Here is a 25,845-nt window from a genome sequence, read left to right as displayed (position 1 = left end):
GAAACTATCGACCCATATGGACTAATAATACAGAAATATCACTAGGTGAAACACCAGAAATACGACTAGCCTGAGAAACAGTAACCGGTTGAATTTTTGTTAGTTTCTCTCTAGCCTCAAAAGAAAGCGATTTGATACTTTTAAAATCATAGTTAGGTGGAATCTTTACATTCTCTAATCGATGTAGCTTATCTGCATTATCTTTTTCCTTTGCTATATAACCTGCATATTTTACATGTACTTCTACCTGTTCCAAAATATCATTATCAAGGTCGTTATCTTCTAAATAAGTTTTAACCTGAGAAATGGTTTTAATATCTTCTAAATCAATTTGAGGTCTAGAAAACACTTTAAATAATTTATCATTTTGAGTAACCTCTTTACTTCCCTTTGCGACAAGTAAATTATTCATCTCTTTAAAATCATAACTAGTATCACGTAAGAACTGAACCATTTTTTCAGATTCTGTTGCTTTACGATCAACTCTTTTAAGAGCCTCATCGGTAATAATACCTAAATCAACCGCTCGTGGTGTTAATCTTAAATCAGCATTATCTTGCCTTAACAAGGTTCTATATTCTGCACGAGAAGTAAACATTCTATAAGGCTCTTCTGTACCTTTAGTAATAAGATCATCTACAAGAACTCCTATATATGCTTCGTCTCTTTTTAATATGAAAGGTTCCTCTTCTCTAATTTTACGCACCGCATTAATACCAGCCATTAAACCCTGAGATGCTGCCTCTTCATAACCTGTAGTACCGTTAATTTGACCTGCAAAATAAAGACCATCTACTAATTTTGTTTCTAACGTATGCTTTAATTGTGTAGGTGGAAAATAGTCATATTCTATAGCATAACCAGGTCTGAAAAATTTGACTTTTTCAAAACCAACTACACTACGTAATGCTTTAAATTGTACATCTTCTGGCAATGAAGTGCTAAATCCGTTTACATAAACCTCGCAAGTGTTCCATCCTTCTGGTTCAACAAACAATTGATGACGATCTTTGTCTGCAAAACGATCGATTTTATCTTCTATACTAGGACAATAACGTGGCCCTAAAGACTGTATTCTACCATTAAACATAGGAGAACGATCAAAGCCTTCACGTAATAAATTATGCACCTCAGGACTCGTATAAGTCATGTGACAATCTCTTTGTTGCTTTAAAGAAGATGTAAGATTACTATAGCTAAACTTAGAAGTATCTACATCTCCAGGTTGCGGCTCCATCTTTGAATAATCTAAAGAACGACCATCTACACGAGGTGGCGTTCCCGTTTTCATTCTACCAGACTCAAAACCTAATTCCACTAACTGACCAGTGATTCCTGTAGAGGCTCTTTCACCAGCTCTACCACCACCGAACTGTTTATCTCCTATATGAATAAGTCCATTTAAAAACGTACCATTTGTAAGTACAACAGATTTAGATCTAATTTCAATGCCTAAAGAAGTACGGACACCTACTGCCTTACCATTCTCAACGATTAAACCAGAAACCATTTCCTGATAAAAATCTAATAGAGGGATTGCCTCTAACTGCAATCTCCATTCTTCAGAAAAACGCATGCGGTCATTCTGTGTTCTAGGAGACCACATAGCAGGTCCTTTAGACTTATTAAGCATCTTAAACTGTATTGCACTCTTATCAGACACAATACCGCTTAATCCACCTAAAGCATCTATCTCACGAACAATCTGTCCTTTTGCAATACCACCCATGGCAGGATTACAAGACATCTGTCCTATCGTTTCTAGATTCATGGTTACAAGTAACGTACTAGCTCCCATATTTGCAGAAACAGCAGCAGCTTCTCCACCAGCGTGGCCAGCTCCTACTACTATAACATCGTATTCTTTATCAAACATTGCTTATTGTTTCACGTGAAACATCACGATTTTTTCATTCTCTTTTTCACGCATAATACGTGCTTCTTCATCACTCTTATCTCCATAACCACATAAATGCAATACACCATGTGCCATGACGCGATGCAATTCATTTATCTCGCTTTCGCGAAAGCTAACAGCATTTTCCTTAACCCTATCCGTACTTATATAAACCTCACCATTTATTAAACCGTCTAGACAGTAATCAAAAGTTATAATATCTGTATAGGTATCATGATCTAAATGATCTTGATTAATTTTCAAAAGATACTCGTCTGAACAAAAAACAAAGGACAATTCTCCTATAGTTTTACCCTCAGAAATGACTATGGATTCTAACCATTTTGAGTAAACAACCTCATCGAGTTGCTCAAAATTATTCTGGTAATTTAATTCAATCATTAGCTTTAAAATACTCCTTTACCTTATTGCGGTATTGGGGCTGCAAAGGTAATACTTGTCTATTTAAAATCTCTTTGTTATTAAAGTACTTAGAAGCATCAGGAATTTCGGCTTTTGTATTGTTATTAAAATCTCTAACATTGGTTGTGGCTTCTCGTTGATTCTCCTCGCCTTGTTCTAAACCGGCATCTTTTAATTTTAATAAATCGTGTTGTATATCCATCATGCGTTGTTGCACTTCTCTATTGAAACCTTGATCCAATAGTTTGCGCTCAACAGCTTTCATTTTATCTGTTATATCACCAACTTTACCTTCCAAACCTTCACGACGTATCATATCTTCTAGCTGATTACGTAACTCCTGTTGTTGTTTATAAATATCATAAATACGAGCAGCCTCCTGTTCACTTTCTCTATAACCTTGTTGTTCCCCATCTTCACCACCAGATCTTCCTCCATTACCAGAACCATTATTGCCGCCTTTTCCAGAATCACCACCTTGGCCGCCTTGTCCACCTTGGCCACCATTTCCAGATTCACCGCCTTGTCCACCTTCACCACCTTCACCTGACTCACCACCTTCTCCACTTTGTCCTGATTTACCAGACTCACCTCCTTGACCTGACTGACCATCCTTACCAGATTGTCCAGACTCACCACCTTCTCCACTCTCTCCGCCTTGACCGCTTTCTCCATCTTTACCACTTTCTCCAGACTTACCAGATTCTCCATCCTTACCTTCTTCTCCTGCCCCAGACTTAGATAAACTTTCTTGTTTTTTAATAATATTAGGTAATTGAAAGCCCTGACCAGAATCACCAGATTGCCCCATACCTGGCATGGGTATACTATTATTCATAGCGTCTAAAGACGCACTCAACATATTTGCCAAAGTGTTAGCACCTTTAAAAACAAATTGCTGAGACACCTGACCCTTATTCATTTCAAATTCTGCAATTTGATCTAGAGATTTATCTAGGTAATAATAAATATCCGTAACCTCTTCATTAATATCCTGACCTACTTTAGGGTTGCGAGTTGCTAGAGCAAATAAACTATCATCCACATGCTTAAAGGCGCTTTCTAAATCCTTTTGAAACTTTAATTTACTTCCCAGATTAGGACTTAATCTATTCATGTCGCGCATAGATTCCATTAAACCCTCTTCCTCTTGAGAGAAAACAATTAAATTATCTAGAATTTGTCTCAAACTATCAGCATCTTCCTTAATTTGATCAGCTGACATTTGAGCCATTTGAGAAGACATTTTCTGAGCTTGTTGCTGCATTTTTTGAGCAGCACTTTTCTGTTTCTTTTGCGCAGCAGATGATTTTGAGTTTTCAAGATCTTGACTAGATTGCTCTTGTTCTTCTTGAATTTCTTCAGAATTTTCAGGTTCAAATTCTAAACTCATAGGATCTTTAAGACCATCATTCTCTTCTTCTAACTCTTTAAGTTGCTTCTCCCATTCTTTGTATTCTTCATTCAACTTATCCTGATCTTCCTTCTTATTATCTTCACCTTCCTTCTCTGATTGTTCCTTTTGTTTCTGTGCAATTTTTTGAAGCTCCTTACCTAATTGTTCAAACTTTTGCTCTACATAATAGCGCTTTGTTAATTCCAATAATTGCTCAAGATTACGTTGCTGCTTTTTAGAATTCTTCTTAGCTTTCTCCACTTTTTCCTTTAATTCTTCAGCGGAAAGTTTTTCTTGATACTCCTGTAATTCCTTTAATAATTCTTCATTCTTTTTAAGTTCCTCGGCACTTTTTTCTATACGATCTTCAAGAACATCTTTCATTTCATATTCTTGTAGATTTGATTTTTGAAGATTTTGTTTCATTTTATCCAACTGCTGTCGCATTTTTTGCTCCTGCTTTTGTTGGTTTTTTAAAGCTTGTTCTAACTTGCGTTTATCATTAAAACTACGATTCTTCTTCTGGAATTGTTCTTGAGATAATTGATCTAGCTTTTCTTGTTGTTTCTGTTGCTCCTTAACAGCTTCTTCTAAATTTGATAAAGATTCTTTTTGTTGAGAGAGTTGCTTTTCTTGAAACTCATCAATAGACAATTTGCGATAAGAAAACACTTCTGACTTTGTAGATTTAAAACTATTCACAGCGTCATTATCGATAACTTCAAAATAAAATTGATAACTCTTACCTCCTTCTAATTTGACATTACCAGGAAAGGTTAGTAAAAATTGATCAAAAGTGCCACGATTAGAACCCAGATCATAATTTTTAATTTTAGAAACATCGTCTACTGGATAATAGACCAACTGCATTTTACGTATACCATAATCGTCGGAAGCTTGACCTTTAAAATACATCAAATCAGAATCCACAGAATCCTTTTTCATCTCTAAATCTAGTTCTGGATATTCATCTTTTACAACATCAATTTTAAAATTAAGAACTTCAAAATCTTTGATGTTATCGTTAGAGGTAGCAATCGAATATTTAAAAGGTTGTGATACCACTTTCGCGAAAGCGAAACTATTATCATTCTTTTTAAACGGAAATCTTTCTTCTGGGGTTATAAAATCTACGTGGCTCGTCTTAGAAGTTTTTAATTTCCAAGTAATCTTAGTGCCTTGCGGTACAACAGTATTACCTGTACTAGCAAGGACATCATCCTTTTTACCAGTATGCGATGGATAATCCAAGAATAAATCAAAACCGTTTAAAACCGGAACGTCATCTACCTGAAGTGTATAATTAAGACTGTTAACTTCATTAGCCGATAGATAAAATTGAGTAGCTTGAGTAGGTTTAGAAAAAATAAAACTAAACTTACCTGGAGAATCTTGAGTTAAAAAATAGGTCTGATCGTTATAATGAATACTCGCATTTTCTGGCAGTTTACGACCACTTACCTCTACATTGAGTTTAAAGTCCCGACGTTGTAAAGTGTTGAGATCTTCATTGAGAATGGTAAAAGTAAATGGCGCAGGTGGAATGTATTCATTATTAAAATCTGCGACACGTTTTGCACTATCTGTTAAAACTTCATTATTACCAGTAAAAAATAAACCAGCTATAATTACCAACGGAATAGCAAGATAAGGTAGGTATTTTTTGTTTTTCTTATAATCTATCGCAAGTGTAAATGGTATGGGTTTAAGACTCTCACTTTTTTGATTAATACTAGCCCATGTGAGCTCATCATCTCCTCCATTTTTATGAAGCTGTAAAACATTAATTAATTTATCTGACACTTCAGGAAAATGAGTACCTATCATAGAGCTCGCATCTCTAAAATCTATACCTCGAGATAACTTAAATAATCTTGCAAGTGGTAAAAGAACAAAACGAACTAATAGAAACAATTCCATCATTATAAACAGACCGAATAATACGGTTCTACCTACTGGACTTAACCACAAAAAAAATTCAATCACTACGGTAAACAAAAAATACAGTAATCCTAAGGCCAAAAATAAAAGTATACCTCTTATCAATTCATTGCGGTAATATTTACTTATAAACCGCTTGAGCTTGAGCTCTATTATCTCAAAATTTGTCATTTTGTATAGTATCATGTGCTTACCGTAAATATAACGGATTACAGCGACGTTTAAATTATCAATATATCCTAGCCTTAAAAAATCTAGAAAGGCCTGTAAATAGCTATTAAAATCAACCGATTTTTTAGAGTTATTTGATTAAAATCTTAAAAACTATAAGATAATCTTATTATTAACAATACTACGAATTTTGTTAATAAACCTAGGTAATCTACAGGTGATAATATTTCTTAAAAAACGCAAAAAAACTTTTTAAAAATATTGGTTTAAAAAAGAAATCCAAATCTAATACTGTTAAGAAATCATAGGGATAGAAGTGAAATCATCTTACTATCTTTGCCGCCACATTTAAAAATGCTAAGAAATGAGTACAGATGTACGTGTAAGATTTGCTCCTAGTCCTACAGGGCCACTTCATATAGGTGGTGTGAGAACAGCGCTTTTCAATTATCTATTTGCAAAGAAACATAATGGAACTTTTATACTACGTATAGAAGATACTGACCAGAACAGATATGTGGAAGGTGCAGAAGATTATATAATAGAAGCATTAAACTGGTGCAAGATTCCTTATGATGAAGGACCAGAAAAAGAAGGAAATTGTGGCCCATATCGTCAAAGCGAGCGCAAAGAAATGTACCGCGCCTATGCTGAAGAATTGATAGAAAAACGGGCTGCATATTATGCATTTGACACAACTGAAGAATTAACCCAGGCAAGAACAACTGCCGAGGCTGATAAAAAGACATTTATATACAACCACAACAATAGATTAAACTTTACCAATTCACTTACTCTAAGTGCAGACGAAGTAAAGGAAAGACTAGACCGTGGAGACGCTTACACCGTGCGTTTTAAACCAGAATTGAAGACTTTAAACATGTACGACGAAATCCGTAAAGGAATAGAAATCGATACGAGTCTATTAGATGATAAAGTACTTTTCAAAAGCGATGGTATGCCTACCTATCACCTGGCAAATGTGGTAGATGACCATACTATGGAAATCTCTCATGTTATACGTGGTGAAGAATGGTTACCTAGTATGGCGTTACACGTGTTGTTGTATGAAAGCTTTGGTTGGGAACGTCCTAAATTTGCACACTTACCTCTTATTCTTAAACCTACTGGTAAAGGAAAATTAAGCAAGCGTGATGGAGATAAAATGGGCTTTTCGGTATTCCCACTAGAATGGAAAGATCCTAAATCTGGAGAGCTTTCTACCGGTTTTAGAGAAGATGGTTTCTTACCAGAAGCTATGGTTAATATACTTGCTTTCTTAGGATGGAATCCAGGTACGGAGCAAGAAATCTTTAATTTAGAAGAACTGATCGCTGCATTTAGCCTTGACAAAGTAAATAGCTCTGGTGCAAAGTATGATCCAGAAAAAGCAAAATGGTTTCAACAACAGTGGTATGTGCAACAGGATGATGCTGTTATAGGTTCCGCTTTCGCGAAAGCGTTACAAGAACAAAATATCTCTTACGGTTCTGAAGATTATGTAAGCATGGTAGCAGGCATGGTCAAAGAACGCGCTGTTTTTACAGAAGATCTTTTTGAACTAGCAGGCTTCTTCTTTACAGCACCTTCTAGCTATGACGAGAAAAATGCAAAGAAAGCATGGAAGGAAGATACTAACGAGATCATGTCTCAAGTAGTTCAAATTATAAATGATACAGAAGATGATAGCGCCGCAGGATTAAGCACCGCTATTAAAGGCTGGATTGCTGCTCAAGAAATGGGATTTGGTAAAGTAATGATGCCATTAAGACTAGCTCTAGTAGGAAGTCTTATGGGACCAGATGTTTTTGAAATAGCCTCTATGATAGGTAAAACAGAAACAGTAAATCGCATAGAAACTGCAATGGAGAAATTGGGATAATAAAATCTCTTTGTAATACTAAAAAAAGCCTGCTAAAAATATTTTAGCAGGCTTTTACTTTATGATATTTATAGACTAGAAATATAGCCTAGCTCCTACACTTATAAAACTGAAGTTACCATCTATATTATCACCAGCAACAGTAGTACCAGCTAGTGCATCAATAAATGAATAGTGATAATGAGCAGTTACCCTAAAATTTCTCGCACCACCTGAAAAACCTATAATTCCATTAACATTTATAGGAGATGTTTCTTGAAAATCTTTTAAAATTACAGGATTTACTACACCACCAGTAAAAGAGTTTTCATAACGATCTTCATCATCTATTTTTAGTTCTCCATTGAGCTGTAACGCAGGCCCAGCTTCTATAGAAAAGAAATCACTTTGTGCAATTTTCCAAGCCAGTAAAAACTTAACCTCTGCTCCTATCACGCTCATGTCTATCTGATCATTAGTGATATTTTCATTTACAGAAAAATTGTGATTAAAGATTCCGATAGAATAAATCATATCAAAATCATCTCTAAAATCTCCACGAGTCTCTAGAGAGGCAGACCATCCAGTTCCCTGGGTAACTTCGACATTATCACTATCGATATTGAAAAAAGTGGCATCACCACCTAATCCTATGCGATTATTATAGGAATATTTACGAGTTGCAGGTGCATTGATAGTTAATTCTTCTACTATAAACACATCGTCATTTACAGACTCATTTACCTCAAAAATAGAGTGATCTAACGTGGATAAATTATCAAATTGATCTTGAGCTAAAGCTTTATTCATAGCCAAAACAACGAGAAATACTAAAAAGGAATTTTTCATAGAGGTTGTAACAAAGTACACAAACATACTACTAATCTATAGTAAGCTAGAAGATTGCTATTAAAATGTAGCCTTACTGCCACTTTAACGATAAACTAGTTTACTTTTATAAACATCTAATCAACACTAACCATTAAAAAACAAAAATCATGGATTTAATTATTTATGCCATACTAGGCCTACTAGCATTGGTAGTTCTATTAGGTACCTTTTTTACTGTAAAACAACAAACTGCTGCAGTAGTAGAGCGTTTTGGTAAATTTACCAGTATGCGACAGTCAGGATTACAGCTTAAAGTACCTATCATTGATAAGATAGCTGGAAGAATCAATTTAAAGATTCAACAGCTAGATGTAATCGTAGAGACTAAAACAAAAGATGATGTATTTGTACGTCTCAAAATATCTGTACAGTTTCAAGTAAGAAGAGAAAAAGTATATGATGCCTACTACAGACTTCAAAATCCTCATGATCAGATTACCGCTTATGTATTTGATGTAGTACGTGCCGAAGTTCCTAAAATGAAACTGGACTACGTTTTTGAAAAGAAGGATGATATCGCAATCGCGGTAAAACGTGAATTGAACGAAGCAATGATGGATTATGGATATGACATCATTAAAACGCTTGTAACGGACATAGATCCAGATATACAGGTAAAGGCAGCCATGAACAGAATTAACGCTGCAGAGCGTGAGAAAACAGCTGCTGAGTATGAAGCAGAGGCTGACCGTATCAAGATTGTTGCAAAAGCACGTGCAGAGGCTGAATCTAAGCGTTTACAAGGTCAAGGTATCGCAGACCAGAGACGTGAAATAGCTCGTGGATTAGAAGAAAGTGTAGATGTACTTAATAATGTAGGTATCAATTCTCAAGAGGCAAGTGCTCTTATAGTTGTTACACAACATTATGATACATTACAGTCTATAGGTGAGGCAACACAGTCTAACCTGATCTTACTACCTAATTCACCACAAGCTGGTAGTGATATGTTAAATAACATGATCGCTAGTTTTACAGCAAGTGCACAAATAGGTGAGCAAATGAAGAAGACTAATGCTAATAAAGAAGAAAAGGTAAAACAGTCTTCTAGATCGCAAAGAGATAAAGAAAGTGGCTATGATGATGATGGCCTAGAAGATGGATGGATAGAATAATTTACGTCCATTTTTATAAACACAAAAACGCTATCATTACTGATAGCGTTTTTTTTATATCATTGCTTTTTTAAACAATTCACTTTACCACAAAATATTATTTTTTCCCTTTAAGACCTACTAGTTTATTTACAACCTTCAGGACCACAGCTTTCTTTGCGATGGAACTGACTACACTTGTTAAAATAGAAACGGCAGAGAAACTCTCTTTTACTTCATTTAACTCTAACTTCATCGTCTCTTGATGTATTTGTTGCTGTAATTTAAGGTACCTTAAATCACGATCTATTTCATCAAAATTATTGTAAACCCTCATGTTGTTCTATTTTAATATCCTCATTATCGTTGAAAAATTGAGCACTAGCTTTTTTAACCAATATTTTTTCAAGAGTTTTTTTAAGAAATAAGGATAATACAATCATTAAAAGTATATAAAATACACCCATTATAAGATATCCTAATGCAATGTTTTCTAAAACATTTCCTAGATAAATAGCCATGGCTACACTTAAAAAAATAAGCGCTATAAGGAAGAAAAAACCTAAAATAATCTGGTAACTACTAGATACCACACCCTTCATAACCTTCTTAAAAAGGTCTAGTTTGTGATAACTTATCGACGACTCGATGTAATCTTGAGTCGCCGTAGTAAATTCTCTAAAATTGTCGGTTAGTTGTTTTCCCAAATCCTAAGTTTATATATTAACTTTAGCTGATGCTGTTTTGATACCTTCTTTTACAGAATTAGGTTTCTGTAATTGAGAATTTTTCATACGTAATTGTTCTAGTTTTTCTTCTAGAGCAACGATAGCATCGTCTGCTTTATAGCTTGCACTAGAAAGAGCTGTTTCAATTCTATCACCTACAGTACCTCTCAATTCAGTAGCTCTAGAGTTTACTGTAGAAGAGATTTGAGATGCTTTTTCTGATACTTGAGCGTACGTTTTACGAGCCTGCGCATCAATATCTTTTTGAGCTTTTTTTGCTTGTTTCTTTAATTTTTTTCTAGTTTTCTCTCCACTATCTGGAGCATATAACATTCCTGCAGCAGCACCTATTGCAGCACCTGCTATTAAAGCGATTAAGGTATTAGTTGATTTAGACATTTTTTTTCTTTTTTTGTTCACTAACAAAGGTAAATCTAAACACATTTTAGTGTAGTTAATAGTGAGTTAAGCTTACATGAATTACTATTAAAAACATGCTAAAAACTTATATTTAATATTAAAATTAGTTAAAATAGTAGATACTTATTATCATTTATCAAAAAAGCCCACGATTAAGTGGGCTTTAAATTATTCTATATATGTAATGTAAATAGGTTTAAAGTGATCTCGCTTTCGCGAAAGCGGAACCTCTATCCTACTCTATCTAAGCATCTAACTTAGCCCATGTATCACGCAATGTAACGGTACGGTTAAAGACCATTTTATCATCTGTCGTGTCAGGATCTACGCAAAAGTACCCCATACGCTGAAACTGCACTGTTTCTCCTATAGAAAGGTTTTTCATTGCAGGCTCTGCCATAGCAGTGATCACCTCTAGAGAATCTGGATTTACAAATTCCATGAAGTCCTTTTCTTTATCTGTGTCTGGAGATGGTACGGTAAATAGGCGGTCATACAGTCTCACCTCTACTGGTAGGGCTTGTGCAGCACTTACCCAGTGTAATGTTCCTTTTATCTTGCGCATACTTGCTTCTGTACCGCTTCCACTCCTAGAATCTGGATCGTAAGTAGCATGAATCTCTGTAATATTACCGTCTTCATCTTTGATACAACCTTCACCTTTTATGATGTATGCATTTTTAAGACGTACTTCTTTACCATTCTTTAAACGGAAAAATTTCTTGTTAGCTTCTTCTCTGTAATCTTCACGTTCTATGTAGATCTCTCTAGAAAAAGGAACTTCTCTAAAACCTCTAGACTCATCTTCCTGACTATTTTCTGCCTGAAGCATTTCTACTTGATCTTCTGGATAGTTAGTAATAACAACTTTAATAGGATCTAGAACACACATCACACGGTCTGCGACTTTATTAAGATCATCTCGCAAGTGAAATTCTAGGTGATTCATGTCTACCAGATTATCACGTTTACCTATTCCTATAGACTCAGCAAAATTCTTAATAGATGCAGCGGTATAACCACGACGTCTTAAACCAGAAATAGTAGTCATGCGTGGGTCATCCCAGCCTGTAACAATATTTTGTTCTACTAGTTTTTGCAATTTACGTTTACTAGTAACAGTATGAGAAATGTTTCTACGTGCAAATTCACGTTGTTTAGGGCGTACTTTGTCAGTATCTACTATTTGATCTAAGAACCAGTTATAAAGCTCTCTATGAGGTTTAAATTCTAGTGTACAAAAAGAGTGAGAAATTTGTTCCATGTAATCACTTTCTCCATGAGTCCAGTCGTACATAGGATAGATTTTCCATGTATCACCGGTTCTATGATGATCGCGATTTACGACACGATACATGATAGGATCACGCATGAGCATGTTGTTGGACTTCATATCGATTTTGGCACGTAGGATATGTTCACCTTCACCGAAATCTCCATTTTTCATTCCTTCAAAAAGAGTCAAATTCTCTTCTACCGATCTATTGCGGTAAGGTCCATCTACTCCAGGTTCTGTAGGAGTTCCTTTTTGAGCAGCCATTTCTTCACTAGATTGTGAATCTACATAGGCTTTTCCTTCTTTAATAAGTTGAATGGCCCAGTCATAAAGTTCTTGAAAATAATCTGATGCAAAGCAAAGGTTATCCCATTTATAACCCAGCCATTCTACATCTTTCTTTATAGCATCTACGTATTTTGCTTCTTCCTTTGCAGGATTAGTATCATCAAAACGTAGATTTACTGGTTTATTAAACTTTTCTCCTAAACCAAAGTTTAAACATATAGCACTGGCGTGACCTATGTGCAGGTAACCATTAGGTTCTGGTGGAAAACGGAAACGTAATTTATCATTAGAGAGACCATTGTTTAAATCGTCTTCTATGATATCTTCTATAAAATTATTAGGCTTTTTCTCTTCGCTCATGATATTCTCTTTTACTAACACAAATTTACAGTTTATTTTACTCCTAACACTGTACGGCCTATCTTTGTTCTATGCATAAAATACAACTAGAAAACGTAAGGGTATATACCAACCATGGTTGCCTACATGAAGAGGACTTAATAGGTAGTGAATATCGTGTAGATTTAGAAATAACAGCAAACCTTTCTAAGAGTGCACAGTCAGATTTACTGGCAGATACAGTAGATTATGTATCACTGAATAAAATAATAGTAGAAGAAATGGCTATAAGGTCAGAACTTTTAGAGCATGTTGCACAGCGCATTCTTACTCGCATTTTTAAAGAAGAATCTCTAGTTCAAAATGCTGAAGTTAAAGTAGCTAAGATAAATCCACCTATAGGTGGTGATGTGCAAAGTGTAGTAATTATAATGAGTGAAGAGAGAAAATAACTTTTCAATTTTATCAATTTTAGATTTAATAAAGTAGGAATAGAGCAAATTATTGTTATTTTTGCCATCCATTATGGTACCATGGCCGAGCGGCTAGGCATGGGTCTGCAAAACCTAGTACAGCGGTTCGAATCCGCTTGGTACCTCTTAAATCCTCAATCTTCACTGATTGGGGATTTTTAAGTTTTTAAGGCTGTGGATAATCTTTGTCTGCGTCTATTACAGGCATTACCTTTTCATTGAACTCTTCCATACCTTCTAGATCTGGATCTATAGGCTCTACTTGTTCTGGTAAGATGTGAAATTGATTCTCAATATTTTCTGTGGCACTAGGAAAAACACCTTTAAAAATTAAAACCGCTCCACTTATAAACATAATTACGGCGATTAAACGCTTTAACCAGAATATTCTAGAAGGAGTTAAATAACGGTTTAAACTCTTAGCAAGTATGATTTTACCTATATCAACAATAAAATAAGTAAGTAAAACGGTAGAGAAAAATATAGTTATACGCTCTCCATCATTTTCTAATTGCGGACTAAAAACTACGATCAATCCTAACCAAAAACCTAGTACACCTATGTTTATAAAATTGAGTAGAAAACCCTTTATAAATAAAGCGATGTAATTTTTCTTTTGAACTATGAGAACCTTAGTATCAACTTCTTTTAAATAGGATTTATCGGTCTTAACAAAGGATACAATACCATAAATACAGAGTATACTACCGCCAAATATGAATAGTCCTGGGTCATCTTTTAATTTTTCAAGAATACTAGAAGTCATAAAATATGCCGCTAGTAGAAAAATAATATCTGCAATGAGAACACCTGCATCTAATGCAATAGCCGCCCTAAATCCTTTTATAGCACTAGTTTCAAGTAGAGCAAAGAAAACAGGTCCTATAAGAAAAGCCATAACAAGGCCTAATGGAATGGCCTTTAATATATCGTCAAGCATTCAGAATTGTGTTGAACCTCAAAGGTAGGAAAACACATAGGGATTTCAAATACAGAACTAGAAATGTTATTTATATGGTTTAGGAAACATATTGAAGCCTTAGAACGCTTTTAATAATTTTAATTAATCATTATCAACGATCTTAATTCTACCACCGAATAGAGTTTTTTTCTTCACATCTTTAGGGTTACCATAAACCACAACATCACCACCAGCTCTAACATTTATATCCACAGATTGTGTTGCAAAGATCTCTACTTCACCACCGGCCTGTACTTTTACTTTAGAATAATCAGATTTAAGTTTTTCGTTTTCTACTTTTCCACCGGTGTTAACAACTAGAATTTGATCTTCTACCTGACCGCTTAATCTTACAATACCGCCAGTAACCGCTCTTACATCAAGATTCTTAACAGTTAATCCTGCTGTTACCATAGCACCTTCTTGTACTTTTATTTCTAATCTGTCCTGTTCAATTAATTCATTAGATAAAACTCTAGCGCCTTCATTTGCGTCGATTATATCTAATTCTTTGTAGTATACATGTACAAACGTTTTTGTACCGTCAAAAGTCTTCTCTGAGCGCATACGGACTTTTAATAATCCATTTTTTTGAACGTACTCGACGTCATCTGCATCTTTTCCAGAAATGATGATCTTATTTTCTGATGATTTTACCAGATTAACTGTGACTAGATCAAAAACTTTAATGGTATCAAAATCTGAGATGGTCATTTCAATTGGGTTTTGTGCTATAGAAAAGGCACAAAAAAGTATAGTTACTATAGATAATAATCGATTCATGATAAGAGTATTTTTATAAAGACTTTATTTATTAGGTGATGTTACAGTCCACGATAGGTTAAACATGAAAAAACGATGCTTATTGCTAAACATCGTCTTTTACTAACCAACCAAAAAACTTTATGAAAATTACTACTAATAACCTTCTCTATATATTAATCAAATCGTGTGCCAAAGTAGGATAACAGCATATAATGATACGTTAAGAAAACATCTTAAACGAAGAAATCCTAAGTATCAAAGACGACAACTTAGGATTCCCTACTAACCAACCAAAAAACTATACTAATGTTTCAATTTACTTCTCAAAAACCTTACAATTGAGAAGCTTTATAAAAATGAAACTATTATGAAAAATTGAATTAAAGTTTCTCACGCTCTAATTACAGTACAAATATCTAGCTATACCATTAATAAATTAAAAATGAATATTTTATAATTCTAATTATAGATAATATGTACAATAAATACGTTGTATTACGCAAAAAGAGCATTTTATTGCTTTATAAATTTGAAATCAATCTGTAAACTATCATTAGAAACTAGCGCTTTAAGTGTATCATTTTTATAAGAATACCTAATATGTGTAGGAAATTCATTCTCTAAGTTAACCGCTGTAAAGCTATTTACAGTAGTGTCTTCAATATTAAAAATAGTAGGTTCTTCATTAACTCCAGTAACTTTTAGAACCCATGAAGATTCTTTTCCTTTAGATAATTTACTTAAAGGTTTTATGGATAAAAATTCTTCAAATACCGTATCTTTTTTATGAAGAGTAAAACCATGTCCGTTGTAATTACCATTAATAGTAGGTATCCATTTTTCATATGTTTTATTCTCTCCTGCTTCTTCTACTCTACTCCATGATCCTGATAACCATGAAAAATTTGTGGTATCCCCAGTCTCATTTTTACAAGACAGAAATAATAATGCTACAACTATTAATAAAATACTTTTCATGATCGGACCTATTTATAATTTGAATTTAAGGTGTAAAAAAACGATCCATTTTATAAAAAATGGATCGTTTATAATTTAAAATAGAATAGTTTATTTTTCTACTGCTTCTCTACTACCTATCATCCAGAAATCTAGATGTTTCTTAACAAGGTCTGCATTTTTTACTTTTACATAAACCTCGTCACCTAGCGTGTAAGTGTTCTTAGTCTTGCGACCTACAACAGCAAACTCTTCTTCTACATATTCATAACTATCGTCATCTAGGTCGCCTAGTCTTATCATTCCTTCACACTTGTTAGAAATGATTTCTACATAAATACCCCAATCAGTAACCCCAGAAATCACACCTAAGAACTCTTCGTCAGAGTGATCTTTCATAAATTTAACTTGCATGTATTTAATAGAATCACGCTCTGCCTTAGAGGCTAGAATTTCCATTTCTGAAGAGTGTTCTGACTTTTCTTCATATAATTCTTCACTTACTGTTTTACCACCATCTAGGTAATGCTGTAATAATCTATGCACCATAACATCAGGATAACGACGTATAGGACTAGTAAAATGAGAATAATAATCAAACGATAGACCATAATGACCTATGTTATTAGTAGAATAAACAGCCTTAGACATGGTTCTTATCGCAAGCGTGTCTACCATATTTTGCTCTTTATTTCCTTTTACATCACTTAATAACTTATTAAGCGACTTAGTAACCGTTTTACGATCTCTTAAATCTAGAGTATGGCCAAATTTTACAACTATATTCTTAAGTGCTCCTAATTTCTCATCATTAGGCTCATCATGAATACGATAAATAAATGTCTTTTTAGGTTGTTGTTTACCTATAAAACCAGCCACCTTTCTATTAGCCAGTAACATGAATTCTTCTATAAGTTTATTAGCATCCTTAGATGTTTTAAAATAAACTCCTACAGGTTCTGACTTATCATTAAGATTAAATTTCACCTCTGTTTTATCAAAACTTAAAGCTCCATCTTCCATACGCTGTCCACGCATGATCTTAGCTAGTTCATCTAACTTTAAAGTAGCTTCTACTATTGCAGGCTGTATGGTTGTTTGCTTTCGCGAAAGCGAAATATCACCAGGAATCTCTCCTTTTCTAGTTTCTATGATATGTTGTGCTTCTTCATAAGCAAATCGCTGGTCAGAGTGTATTACTGTACGACCGAACCACTCGTTATGAATCTTACTAGAATTATCCATTTCAAAAACGGCAGAAAAACACAATTTATCTTCATGTGGATTTAAAGAACACACACCATTAGAAAGTACTTCAGGTAACATAGGCACTACTCTATCTACAAGATATACAGACGTCGCACGTTCATAAGCCTCGTCATCAAGAACAGTTCCTTCTTTTACATAATGAGAAACGTCTGCAATGTGAATACCTACTTCATAATTACCATTTTCTAGAACCTTAAATGATAATGCATCATCAAAATCCTTTGCGTCTGCAGGATCTATGGTATAAGTAAGCGTGTCACGCATGTCACGACGCTTTTCTATTTCTTGAGAAGATATAGATTTATCCAGTTTTTCTGTGTATTCCTCCACCTCTGCAGGGAATTCATAAGGAAGACCGTATTGTGCTAGAATAGCATGTATTTCTGTATCATGTTCTCCAGGTTCTCCTAGAATATCTTTAACACGACCGTTAGGAGAATCTTGTTTATCATTCCATTCTACAAATTCTACTAGAACTACCTGTCCATCTTTTGCCCCATTGATCTCTCGACCTGGTATAAAGAAATCTGTTTGAATCTTAGGATCTGTAACGTTTACAAAAGCAAATTTTTCATGCACCTGTATCTCACCTACAAATTCAGTTTTCTTACGTTTAATAACCTTAGTTATCTCACCTTCTGGTTGTGAGCCTCGTTTTCTATTATAAACATATACTTCTACCTCATCACCATTAAGCGCCTGGCCTAGTGATCTTTTAGGTATCATGATATCTTCTTCTAGTTCTTCGGTAATTACATAACCGGTACCACGTGTACTTACATCTATTCTACCAGTGTAATAGTCGATAGCCTTAATAATTTTAAATTTACCACGGTCTATCTCTTCTATCTTTCCTTTAGATTTGAGTTGATGTAATTTTTTTATAACCTGATTGCGGCCACTAGAATCTGATATTCCTAGGTGTGCACAAATTTGCTTGTAGTTGTAACTTTTATTCGGATCTTGCTTAATAGCACTGAGTACCGACTGACTCAAATTCTGAAACTTAGTCTTTGAGCTTCTTTTTTTCTTTTTATTCATATTACTTACAAAGTTAAACTTTTAAAGTTGCTGTATATTAAATACGTGTGAAAACCAGTAATATAACCCTCTAGATAACATTCATTAACATTAAATTAAGAAATAAAGTTATCTTTGTACAACTATTTCTTCATAGAAATCGTTAAAGCTGTCATATGCGTGTAAAAAAACCACTCTTATCTACATTGATTTTTGCAGGAATTCTTCTTGTCGGGATAGTGGTACTATACATTTTAGTTTCTAAAGCGCTAGACACTACTACAGATGTTACTAATGATGGTAACCTTACTAAGACTATTAAAGTAGAGGCTACCGTTTAACTACCTACTGTAATAAACCACTCGTTTTACCTTATTCCTTTTTAAAAATTACACTTTTCTATTTTTAATAGAGAACAATTACTCTGTTTTCGTTTTTTAAACGATGCCCTATTTTATTTTAATTGAGAATACCATGAGCTTGTATAACTCCTTCTTTGTTTTTTAATATTTACTGTTATCAACACATATAAACAATATCATTTTTCTTTTTTAAAATTTAAATAAAATATGTTGCTTATTATATAGTGTTAATAGCGGTATAACTTTTTAAATAAAAATTAGGATTAGGTAGAAATGGTAACTTATCTATAGTTATACACATGTTATCCTAGCGTTAACTCATTGTAAAGTAAATTGATACTCATTAATAGTTATGGTTATTCACATTTGTTGACAACCGTTATCCACATATAAATGTAGAGAAAATGACCTCTTTTTCATTGTTTATTTCTCACCATATGGGTCTGAAAAGTCATTAGAAAATTGATGAGTTATATTTTGGTTTTCTCAATTAAAAGTGGGTATGGACTATTCATATCAATATTCCTAATATAACTTTTGCAATTCTATTAACAGGTTATCCTTTGTTTATGAATAGTGTAAAACCATCGATGTTAATAACCTTAAAATATGGTTGAGTAAGTGTAAATTTGTATAACAAACACACAACACATGAAAATCTCAATAGGAAACGATCACGCAGGACCAGATTATAAACAAGCAATAGTAAAAATGCTTAAAGAAAGAGGTCATGAAATTAATAATCACGGTACTGATACCTTTGATAGCGTAGATTATCCAGATTTTGCTCACAAAGTAGGTCAGGATGTTGATAAGGCCGTTACAGAAATAGGAATAGTTATTTGCGGTAGTGCACAAGGTGTCTCTATGACTGTTAATAAGTACCAGAATGTACGTGGTGCAGTATGCTGGACTAAAGAAATAGCTGGACTAGCACGTGAGCATAATAATGCAAATGTTATTTGTATTCCAGCACGTTTCACTTCTATACCACAAGTAATTGCTATGGTAGAGACTTTTCTAGATACAGAATTTGCTGGTGGACGTCATGCTACTCGTGTTAACAAGATAGCTTGTTCATAAGTACGCTTTCGCGAAAGCGGAACATATAAAAGGTTCTATATAATGATTTTACATGGTGATACAAATGCTTATTTGATGCTCGCTTTAATAATAATATTCTTACCTAGTATCATATTATTTTTAGTTTTAAGGTATGTTCTATTTATAAAACTTTTTAAAAGAATAGAAACGAGATTATATAAGTTTTTGGCAAGTGTTTTTATATTCATAATATCTATTTTATTTGTGATCTTATTTTTTAACTTATTTCAATACTTTTAATGAATCTTAATAAAAGACAACAGTATCTGGATTTAGGTAATCAATTACCTAATAAACATTTACACCTAGATTTTGATAATCATTGTTACTGGCGCATTGCGTTAGATAATACTTTGTTTGCAAGATGGAAAGATGTGGTACCAGCTCCTGCCTATAGAAATATAACAGAAGACCAACTGGATTATGTCATTCATTTATTAAAAAGCTATTTAAAAGATGAGCAATTATTAATGGAACATAATAGGATTTCATTAGCATATCGAGAGAAGAAATCATTGTAAATTTGATGTAGTAAAAAGATCAATATTTTTCTACTGCGGTAGTAAATAGACAATAAATTTAAATTAGGTGCAGGTTTCTTAATGATTCTCACCTGTGTGGAATTCATGAAAAAAGAAGCAAGTATTATTATCCACCAGTTAAGAACTGCGGTGCATCCAGAGAAAAAACTCATGGAAATATGGCGCGAGCTAGAGTTATATGAAGAAGATGAAAAAGAAGAAACTCTAGAAGACCTAGATACAAGACGCCAGGAATTAATGGCTACCGGTGATGAAGAATTCGGTAATATGCTAGAAAAAATTATCACAGATATAAGAATAGGTATTAAACCACCACAACCTAAAAATGTTCCTAAACAATTTTAAATATGGAGGTTTTTATAAAATCATTTAATGATTATTCTACCCTAGAACTATATAACGTCATGCAATTACGCTCTGAAGTGTTTGTGGTAGAACAAGATTGTGTCTATCAAGATCTAGACGGTAAGGATAAAGAAGCCATACATATTTTAGGTTATAAAGATCAAGAACTTGCTGCATATACACGCATCTTTAAACCAGGTGATTATTTTGAAAAGGCGAGTATAGGTCGTGTGGTAGTAAGTCCTAAAATGCGTGGTCTGGCTTATGGTCAGAAAATCATGACTGCCAGTATAGATTACTGTAAAGATCAAGGTTATCCTTCTATTCAAATATCTGCACAATGTTATTTACATAAGTTTTATACCGATTTAGGTTTTGTATCTCAAGGAGAAAAATACTTAGAAGACGGTATACCTCATCAAGAGATGGTTTACACATTTTAGTAAGCTCGTTTTAAACTATTTGTTGTTAACAAAGTCTTAAAGGAATAATTAACCTTTCCTTTGAAACTTATTTTACCTTTTATCTTTTCAATTTTCTTCCTTATGTATATAGGAGGAATAAAAGAACATGTTTTAAATAGAGAAGAAGTACTGGTAGTAAAGATTAAACCTACTTTTAATGGTCATTCTTTTACTAAAAACACTTGGCTTATTACATCTCAAAATGATTCTATTCAAATTAGTAAACTAAGATTTTATCTCACCAATTTTGAATTTATCGATGCTCAAAATAATAGTATAAAAATACCAGAGAGCAATTATTTAATAGATGCTTTTGATCAAGAAACACTTCAATTTGATTTAAAAACTATTAAGAAAACTAATTTTAAGCATATTTTATATAAAATAGGCGTAGATGAAAAATTACACGATGCTGGAGCACAAAGTGGCGCATTAGATCCTATAAACGGTATGTACTGGGCATGGCAAAGTGGTTTTATTAACTTTAAATTAGAAGGAAAAAGCCCTAGTTGCAATACTCGTAAAAATAAATTCACTTTCCATTTAGGCGGTTATAAAATGCCTTATTCCACCACTAGAGATGTAAGATTAGATCTATATAATAAGGAAAAATATATTATTATAAAAATGGATATTTCATCTTTTTTTAATGACTTATCTCTTACAGATATAAATCAAGTGATGACTCCTGGAGAAGAGGCATATCAATGTTCTTTACAATTACCACAGTTATTTTCTATTACAAATGAGTAAAAAGTGGATCTACATATTACTCACTGGCTTATTGTTATTTACAACTGCTTTTACAGTTATAAAAATTAAAGAGAACTACTTTGATTATCCTGATTACTGGCCAGTTCCAGTATATGATTTTAAGAAAAATCCGGTAACTAAAGATGGTTTTCAATTGGGTAGAAAATTATTTTATGACCCTATACTTTCTAGAGATAGCAGTATTTCTTGCGCGAGTTGTCATTTACAAGCTACTGGATTTACACATGTAGATCATGATCTTAGTCATGGAATAGAAGGTAGAATAGGTACACGCAATTCCTTAGCATTAATAAATCTTGCATGGAATGAATCTTTCATGTGGGATGGTGGTGTTAACCATATAGACATGCAAGCGTTACAACCTATTACTAATCCAGATGAAATGGATTCTTCACTACTAGAAGTAGTAGATAAACTTAACGACATCCCAGAATATAGAACCTTATTCTATCAAGTTTTTAATGATAGTATTATTACAGGACAACATACATTAAAAGCGTTATCTCAATTTACTATTTCGCTTAATTCTTATAATTCAAAGTACGATAAATATATAAGAAAAGAAGATCATGTTACCTTTTCACAACAAGAACTCAGCGGTCTAGAACTCTTTAAAATTAATTGTTCTAGCTGTCATAAAGAACCACTTTTTACTTCTACAGAATTTAAGAATAACGGTTTATCTATAGACCCTACTTTAAATGATTATGGTAGGTATAGAGTGACTCGTGATCCTTTAGACTCTTTAAAATTTAGAGTTCCTACACTTAGAAATATCCAGTTTACAGCACCTTATATGCACGATGGCCGTTTTGAATCTTTGAGAGAAGTACTAGATCATTACACAACTGGGATGGAGTATTCAAAAACTCTAGCTCCAGAACTTAATAATAAAATAGAATTAACTTCTAATCAAAAAACAGATCTTCTTGTGTTTTTAAAAACACTTTCAGATTTTGAATTTTTATACAATAAAAAATATTCCTTTCCTAGAACTTTTAATTAATCTAACTTATGAAAAAAATACTACTACTATTATTTGTTATTACAACTTCTATAGGACAAGCACAAACTAATCCTATAATAACAGAATGGCTTCAAAATACTACAGGTATACAAGGAAGGCATTACATAGATGGTAATCCTACACCTATTACAGATAACGTAGATGCAAATGTCCAGCAGGTAGAATATTCTACAAACTGGGTTTATGTTTCTGCGACTGGTATTCCAGCTTATATAACAGGACCATTTTTAGATAGAAATCCATCACTAGCGACAGATCAAAATGCCATTTATAGATTTCCATTAAACCCTACTCAAAATACTGGTACGCTTACAGCTACTTCTGGTGGTAACATAGGTGTTTTTATAAATGGCGTTTCTTTATTTGATTTTAGAGATGGAGTATCATGGAATAACAATACAAATGCGCTTTGTGGTGGACCAGGCAACGCAAATTGCCCAGGTGGACCTATGGCTAATCAAGAATGGAATAGAGATGCAATTCCTGCCGAAATGGGCGGCTTTGATTGTAATAAAGCACATCCTGCAAATGGTAATTATCACCATCATCAAAATCCGAGTGCTTTTGATCTAGATCTTATCGTACTTTCTAACGTTTGTGCTACTTATCCAGCAGATGGACTATACGTTATTGATCAAAATACACATTCTCCACTTATAGGTTTTGCCTACGACGGTTACCCTATTTATGGTGCATATGCTTATACTAATACAGACGGTACAGGAGCAATCACCAGGATGAAATCTGGTTATAATCTCAATACAGCAACCACTAGAACAAATGGACCAGCAGTAGATGCTACTTACTTTAATGGATATTTTAGAGAAGATTACATTTTTACAGCAAACGCAGCACCAGATTATCTAGATGAGCACAACGGTAGGTTTTCCATAACACCAGAATACCCTAACGGTACTTATGCCTATTTTGCTACTGTAGATGCAAATCATAACAGTGCTTACCCCTATGCTGTAGGGCCTACTTTTTACGGTAATGTAACTGCGAGTAATGTAACGAGTATTACAGAAACGACTACTGCATTTGTATTAAGTAATGAGAGTGTAGATATCCTAGATGCTTTAAAAGTTTACCCTAACCCATCACAAGATTTTATCGCTATACAATCTACTTTATCTCAATCAGATTTGAATGTAGCTATTTACAATAGTATAGGTCAGATAATACAGGAGCAAAAAATTCTCCAAGGTAGTACGTTGAGTATTTTAGATACTTCGGCATTTTATGATGGGATATATTTTGTGAAAATAAGTAACGATGCAAACATGGTTACACATAAGATTATTATAAAGAGATAGAACCTTTCTAGTATTATTTATAAGTGTTCCGCTTTCGCGAAAGCATACTTATATCACACATAGTAAATTCTTTAAAGAAGAAGATTATGAAATATTACTTATTGTCAATTGCATTTATTTTGAGTCTTTTTACAAATGCTCAAACCGTAGGTTTACAAAATAATACTGCAGGAAATCTAGATAATGGTTATGTGCTTTTTGCTCCTATTTCTAGTCAAGACACTTTTTTAATAGATAAATGTGGCAATGAAGTGCATAGATGGAGCAGTAATAATAGACCGGGACAGTCTGTTTACTTACTACCAGATGGAGATTTATTACGTACAGGAAATGTAAATAATCAATCGTTTAATGCTGGCGGTAAAGGCGGTCTTATAGAACGTATAGACTGGAATGGAAATGTAGTGTGGAGTTATACAGTTGCCAGCACTACAGAGTTGCAACATCATGATGTGAAAATGATGCCTAACGGTAATATTTTGATTATTTCATGGGAATTAAAAACGGCTGCAATGGCTATTGCACAAGGTAGAAATCCTGCACAAGTACCTAATGATTTATGGTCAGAAAAAATAATAGAAGTACAACCAGTAGGTACAAATGGAGGTAATATAGTTTGGGAATGGCATCTTTGGGATCATCTTACTCAAGATTTTGATACAAATAAGCCTAATTATAGTGCCGTTATAGAAGAAGAACTTGTGGATTTAAATTATAAAGCAACTGCAAATCAAGAAGACTGGATTCACTTCAATTCGGTAGATTATAATGCAGCACTAGATCAAATAGTTATAAGTGTACATAATTTTGATGAGGTATGGATTATAGATCATAGTACAACTACTACACAAGCGGCTAGTCATGCTGGTGGTAATTCTTTAAAAGGTGGTGATTTATTATACCGTTGGGGTAACCCTGCGGCTTATGGTATGGGAACAGCAAGTGATCAAAAACTCTATGGACAGCACAATGTGTACTGGATAGAAACTGGTTTTCCATATGCTGGACAGTTGATGATTTTTAATAACGGTCTAGGAAGAAATTTTTCTAGTGTAGAGATTATCGATACACCACAAACAGGATTTACATATAATTCAACCTTGCCATATTTACCTGCAAGCGCCTCTTATGAATATAATGCTGGAAATACAGAAAACCTATATGCTCAAAACATATCAGGCTCTCAATTACTATCTAATGGAAATGTGTTGATTTGTAGCGGTCCTACTGGTGAATTTATAGAAGTAGATACTAACGGTTCAGAAGTATGGAGATATATTAACCCTATAAATGGTTCTGGTGTGATTAATCAAGGTATTACTCCTACTCAAAATGCAGTGTTTAGAGCTACTTTTTATCCCGATAGCTATTCTGCCTTTAATGGAAGAATATTAACACCTGCTGGCACCATAGAGAGCTCTAATACTGTTACAGCAAATTGTACAACGAGTTTAGGAATAGAAGAAACTACGATTAATAAAATAGAGTTATATCCTAATCCTGCGAGTGATTTTGTTTTTATAAATTATGTAGTTGCTAATGATAATGAAACTATATTGATTTATAATACATTAGGACAATTGATTAAAAATGTAAATTTAATACAGGGAGATTCTTTCACGCGACTAGATGTATCTTCTCTAAACAGTGGTATATACTTACTTAAGGTAGGAGAAAGCAATGATTCTCAGATATTAAAATTAGTTGTTAAATAAAACAACTAATTTTAGTTATTAAAAAT

The 25,845-nt window shown here is 33.6% G+C and carries 24 protein-coding genes and 1 tRNA gene; 13 read left to right on the top strand and 12 right to left on the bottom strand.

Going from position 1 to position 25,845, the window contains the following annotated elements; translation table 11 throughout:
- Window positions 1-4 precede the first annotated feature (4 nt).
- The 3 genes from mnmG to LY01_RS02520 are packed head-to-tail and all read right to left on the bottom strand — an operon-like array spanning window position 5 to window position 5,843.
- Complete coding sequence (mnmG, locus tag LY01_RS02530) at window positions 5-1,876, bottom strand: tRNA uridine-5-carboxymethylaminomethyl(34) synthesis enzyme MnmG (RefSeq protein WP_104514230.1); 1,872 nt, start codon at window positions 1,874-1,876, stop codon at window positions 5-7.
- Window positions 1,877-1,879: 3 nt separating this feature from the next.
- The gene (ybeY, locus tag LY01_RS02525) at window positions 1,880-2,299 is read right to left on the bottom strand and encodes an rRNA maturation RNase YbeY (RefSeq protein ID WP_104514229.1); all 420 of its coding nucleotides are present in this window, start codon (window positions 2,297-2,299) and stop codon (window positions 1,880-1,882) included.
- Window positions 2,292-5,843, bottom strand: coding sequence for a DUF4175 family protein (locus tag LY01_RS02520; protein WP_245890611.1), 3,552 nt, complete (start codon window positions 5,841-5,843; stop codon window positions 2,292-2,294). The genes ybeY and LY01_RS02520 overlap by 8 nt, the downstream gene beginning before the upstream one ends.
- 349 nt (window positions 5,844-6,192) lie before the next feature.
- Here LY01_RS02520 and gltX point away from each other — a divergent pair, with 349 nt between their 5' ends.
- Window positions 6,193-7,710: a glutamate--tRNA ligase gene (gltX, locus tag LY01_RS02515; RefSeq protein ID WP_104514227.1), complete on the top strand. Its 1,518-nt coding sequence runs from the start codon at window positions 6,193-6,195 to the stop codon at window positions 7,708-7,710.
- A 75-nt stretch (window positions 7,711-7,785) separates the two neighbouring features.
- On the opposite strand, the gene LY01_RS02510 is transcribed toward gltX, so the two are convergent.
- The gene (locus LY01_RS02510) at window positions 7,786-8,538 is read right to left on the bottom strand and encodes a hypothetical protein (RefSeq protein WP_104514226.1); all 753 of its coding nucleotides are present in this window, start codon (window positions 8,536-8,538) and stop codon (window positions 7,786-7,788) included.
- Between the two features lie 149 nt (window positions 8,539-8,687).
- Here LY01_RS02510 and LY01_RS02505 point away from each other — a divergent pair, with 149 nt between their 5' ends.
- A complete protein-coding gene (locus LY01_RS02505; protein WP_104514225.1) occupies window positions 8,688-9,695 on the top strand; it encodes an SPFH domain-containing protein in 1,008 nt (335 codons plus the stop codon).
- Between the two features lie 97 nt (window positions 9,696-9,792).
- Here the strand turns inward: LY01_RS02505 and LY01_RS02500 are convergent, their stop codons facing one another.
- The 4 genes from LY01_RS02500 to LY01_RS02485 form a co-directional block, all read right to left on the bottom strand.
- Window positions 9,793-10,011 (bottom strand): DUF6327 family protein, encoded by a 219-nt coding sequence (locus tag LY01_RS02500; RefSeq protein WP_104514224.1) that lies wholly within the window; start codon window positions 10,009-10,011, stop codon window positions 9,793-9,795.
- Window positions 9,995-10,381, bottom strand: coding sequence for a phage holin family protein (locus tag LY01_RS02495; RefSeq protein ID WP_104514223.1), 387 nt, complete (start codon window positions 10,379-10,381; stop codon window positions 9,995-9,997). The genes LY01_RS02500 and LY01_RS02495 overlap by 17 nt, the downstream gene beginning before the upstream one ends.
- Window positions 10,382-10,390: 9 nt before the next feature.
- On the bottom strand, window positions 10,391-10,801 hold the full coding sequence (locus tag LY01_RS02490; RefSeq protein ID WP_104514719.1) for a YtxH domain-containing protein: 411 nt from the start codon (window positions 10,799-10,801) through the stop codon (window positions 10,391-10,393).
- A 265-nt stretch (window positions 10,802-11,066) separates the two neighbouring features.
- Entirely contained in the window at window positions 11,067-12,746 is a 1,680-nt protein-coding gene (locus tag LY01_RS02485) for a glutamine--tRNA ligase/YqeY domain fusion protein (RefSeq protein ID WP_104514222.1), read from the bottom strand.
- Window positions 12,747-12,817: 71 nt separating this feature from the next.
- Here LY01_RS02485 and folB point away from each other — a divergent pair, with 71 nt between their 5' ends.
- Together folB and LY01_RS02475 are read left to right on the top strand one after the other, a co-directional pair.
- Window positions 12,818-13,177, top strand: coding sequence for a dihydroneopterin aldolase (gene folB / locus LY01_RS02480; RefSeq protein ID WP_104514221.1), 360 nt, complete (start codon window positions 12,818-12,820; stop codon window positions 13,175-13,177).
- A 75-nt stretch (window positions 13,178-13,252) separates the two neighbouring features.
- Window positions 13,253-13,323, top strand: a tRNA-Cys gene (locus LY01_RS02475).
- Between the two features lie 41 nt (window positions 13,324-13,364).
- On the opposite strand, the gene LY01_RS02470 is transcribed toward LY01_RS02475, so the two are convergent.
- The 4 genes from LY01_RS02470 to rnr all read right to left on the bottom strand — a co-directional run bounded on the left by LY01_RS02470 (window position 13,365) and on the right by rnr (window position 18,191).
- Entirely contained in the window at window positions 13,365-14,138 is a 774-nt protein-coding gene (locus tag LY01_RS02470) for a LysE family translocator (RefSeq protein WP_104514220.1), read from the bottom strand.
- 123 nt (window positions 14,139-14,261) lie between these two features.
- Window positions 14,262-14,942 (bottom strand): head GIN domain-containing protein, encoded by a 681-nt coding sequence (locus LY01_RS02465; RefSeq protein ID WP_104514219.1) that lies wholly within the window; start codon window positions 14,940-14,942, stop codon window positions 14,262-14,264.
- Window positions 14,943-15,437: 495 nt separating this feature from the next.
- The gene (locus LY01_RS02460; RefSeq protein ID WP_104514218.1) at window positions 15,438-15,902 is read right to left on the bottom strand and encodes a DUF6265 family protein; all 465 of its coding nucleotides are present in this window, start codon (window positions 15,900-15,902) and stop codon (window positions 15,438-15,440) included.
- A gap of 90 nt (window positions 15,903-15,992) precedes the next feature.
- The gene (gene rnr / locus LY01_RS02455) at window positions 15,993-18,191 is read right to left on the bottom strand and encodes a ribonuclease R (protein WP_104514217.1); all 2,199 of its coding nucleotides are present in this window, start codon (window positions 18,189-18,191) and stop codon (window positions 15,993-15,995) included.
- Between the two features lie 155 nt (window positions 18,192-18,346).
- Between rnr and LY01_RS15080 the strand changes: the two genes are divergently transcribed.
- The 9 genes from LY01_RS15080 to LY01_RS02415 all read left to right on the top strand — a co-directional run bounded on the left by LY01_RS15080 (window position 18,347) and on the right by LY01_RS02415 (window position 25,819).
- Window positions 18,347-18,511: a hypothetical protein gene (locus LY01_RS15080; protein ID WP_170034480.1), complete on the top strand. Its 165-nt coding sequence runs from the start codon at window positions 18,347-18,349 to the stop codon at window positions 18,509-18,511.
- Window positions 18,512-19,183: 672 nt separating this feature from the next.
- Window positions 19,184-19,615 (top strand): RpiB/LacA/LacB family sugar-phosphate isomerase, encoded by a 432-nt coding sequence (locus tag LY01_RS02450; protein WP_104514216.1) that lies wholly within the window; start codon window positions 19,184-19,186, stop codon window positions 19,613-19,615.
- Between the two features lie 260 nt (window positions 19,616-19,875).
- On the top strand, window positions 19,876-20,157 hold the full coding sequence (locus LY01_RS02445) for an acetyltransferase (protein ID WP_104514215.1): 282 nt from the start codon (window positions 19,876-19,878) through the stop codon (window positions 20,155-20,157).
- A 105-nt stretch (window positions 20,158-20,262) separates the two neighbouring features.
- Entirely contained in the window at window positions 20,263-20,523 is a 261-nt protein-coding gene (locus tag LY01_RS02440; protein WP_146080360.1) for a hypothetical protein, read from the top strand.
- A 2-nt stretch (window positions 20,524-20,525) separates the two neighbouring features.
- Window positions 20,526-20,966: a GNAT family N-acetyltransferase gene (locus LY01_RS02435; RefSeq protein ID WP_104514213.1), complete on the top strand. Its 441-nt coding sequence runs from the start codon at window positions 20,526-20,528 to the stop codon at window positions 20,964-20,966.
- A 60-nt stretch (window positions 20,967-21,026) separates the two neighbouring features.
- Complete coding sequence (locus LY01_RS02430; protein ID WP_146080359.1) at window positions 21,027-21,740, top strand: MbnP family protein; 714 nt, start codon at window positions 21,027-21,029, stop codon at window positions 21,738-21,740.
- The gene (locus LY01_RS02425; RefSeq protein WP_104514211.1) at window positions 21,733-22,767 is read left to right on the top strand and encodes a cytochrome-c peroxidase; all 1,035 of its coding nucleotides are present in this window, start codon (window positions 21,733-21,735) and stop codon (window positions 22,765-22,767) included. The genes LY01_RS02430 and LY01_RS02425 overlap by 8 nt, the downstream gene beginning before the upstream one ends.
- Window positions 22,768-22,775: 8 nt before the next feature.
- The gene (locus LY01_RS02420; protein WP_104514210.1) at window positions 22,776-24,104 is read left to right on the top strand and encodes a YHYH protein; all 1,329 of its coding nucleotides are present in this window, start codon (window positions 22,776-22,778) and stop codon (window positions 24,102-24,104) included.
- 86 nt (window positions 24,105-24,190) lie between these two features.
- On the top strand, window positions 24,191-25,819 hold the full coding sequence (locus LY01_RS02415) for an aryl-sulfate sulfotransferase (protein WP_104514209.1): 1,629 nt from the start codon (window positions 24,191-24,193) through the stop codon (window positions 25,817-25,819).
- Window positions 25,820-25,845 lie beyond the last annotated feature (26 nt).

Source organism: Nonlabens xylanidelens (assembly GCF_002934445.1).
GTDB lineage: Bacteria > Bacteroidota > Bacteroidia > Flavobacteriales > Flavobacteriaceae > Nonlabens > Nonlabens xylanidelens.
This window is presented reverse-complemented; position numbering and strand designations above follow the sequence as displayed.